At 53.2% G+C, this 1,456-nt stretch carries 2 protein-coding genes; one reads left to right on the top strand and one right to left on the bottom strand.

Annotation, left to right across the window (positions count from 1 at the left end; all coding sequences use genetic code 11):
• Window positions 1-416 (top strand): GreA/GreB family elongation factor (locus AC097L_RS24165; protein WP_479589265.1); only part of this gene is annotated, 416 nt, incomplete at its 5' end.
• 144 nt (window positions 417-560) lie between these two features.
• Here the strand turns inward: AC097L_RS24165 and AC097L_RS24170 are convergent.
• Entirely contained in the window at window positions 561-1,409 is an 849-nt protein-coding gene (locus tag AC097L_RS24170) for an HNH endonuclease (protein WP_479589266.1), read from the bottom strand.
• Between the last annotated feature and the right edge of the window lie 47 nt (window positions 1,410-1,456).

Raw genomic sequence — 1,456 nt, forward strand, 5'->3', positions numbered from 1 at the left:
AGGCAGTGCGGGCGGCGCATGAAACGGCGACTCACGAGGAAAACATCGCCGAAAACAAATACGACACGTTGGGACTCGAAGCCGCCTACCTGGCCACCGGCCAAGCTCGGCGCGCCGAAGGCATCCGCCAGGCAATGGCCAATTGGCGCCAATTCCGCCCGCGCCCCTACGATGCCAGCAAAGGTATACAGCTCGGCGCGTTGGTCTGCCTAGTCGATTCAGACGACAAGCAGCAACAGCTATTTCTCGGGCCGGATGGGGGCAGCATGAAGTTGGTCAGCGGCGCTCAGTTCGTTCAGGTCATCAGCAGCGAAGCCCCTTTGGGCAGGGCCATGCTGGGTAAATGCGAGGGTGATGAGGTGTGGATACAGGTCGCACTGATCCGACAGCAGATTGAGGTGCTGCGGGTTCATTGAGCCGCAAGCAAGCTCACGCCGAATTGGCCGGGGTCAGCAGAGTGCCTGGAGGCTAGCTGCTGCTGTCGGCCAGGAGCAGTCTTTCGGGTCATGGGGCAATTCCCATCCCCTTTGCCGGTACATTGCATACTGGCTTGCCTAAAGCTACAGCCCCGATCCTGGCATTTTCGGACCGATAGCCGCACTTTGGTCTGTGCATGAACCGACGATCAAATCATAGACAGGACCATTTAGACTGGGGAAAAGATGAATCGTCGTAATAAGAAACCAAGTTCCGTAATACTTTCCAACAGTCGATTGAACAGCGATGGGTGCATATTTTGCGAGACCCGGCAACTCCGCGTTCGATCTTTTTGATCCACCAATGTAATTCGCATACTCGCGGGTCTTACCAAGAATGAGCGGACTCAAAAATGGATTAAACACCCCGGCACCATACATTGATGCGCAGTGGCAGTGGGCGATCTTTGCAAGCGAGCGTACTACTGCGTCGATGCTGAACGTAGCAATATGAGTTCTGGACCCCTCCGGTAAATCAGAGGGCAAAAATTTCTGGATGTGAGCAGGATCTGGAAATCCCCAGATTTTCATTTCCTGGTGAAGATTCTGGGTTTCGCCCACGAGATTGCTCATGACGCGTGGAGGCGAAAATACGGGCAGCGCAAAGCATCCTGGATGCTCGGACGGATCGAGTTTTCGACTGATGTCGGTATCTCCCTGGATTATCTGTAGTAGCAGCTTGGATGGTCGCTCCTTAGGTCGCCTGGTCGGCGCATTGTTTTTTATACGAAAGTTCCCGAGCATTGAACGAGCTATTGTTTGTTCAAACTTTTTCGTTATATCCGCACAATTCCTACAACTTCCCGTGGGAATCACGCTGGTGCCACCCAGGGCATAAGGAATGATGTGCTCAGCTGACAAATGTTCAGTGCCGCCGCAGTAAATGCAGCCATGGAATAACCTTGGTTGAAAACGCTGTTCTTGGGAGGCCATAGATCATTTTGCTCAAAGTTGAAAAATTAGCCCCATTCCCTTGCCGG

This window comes from Rhodoferax sp. RT5P35 (assembly GCF_056521385.1).

Bases quoted from the DNA above. Each gene is read 5' to 3' on its own strand.
- AC097L_RS24170 (WP_479589266.1), bottom strand. From the start codon at position 1,409: ATGGCCTCCCAAGAACAGCGTTTTCAACCAAGGTTATTCCATGGCTGC.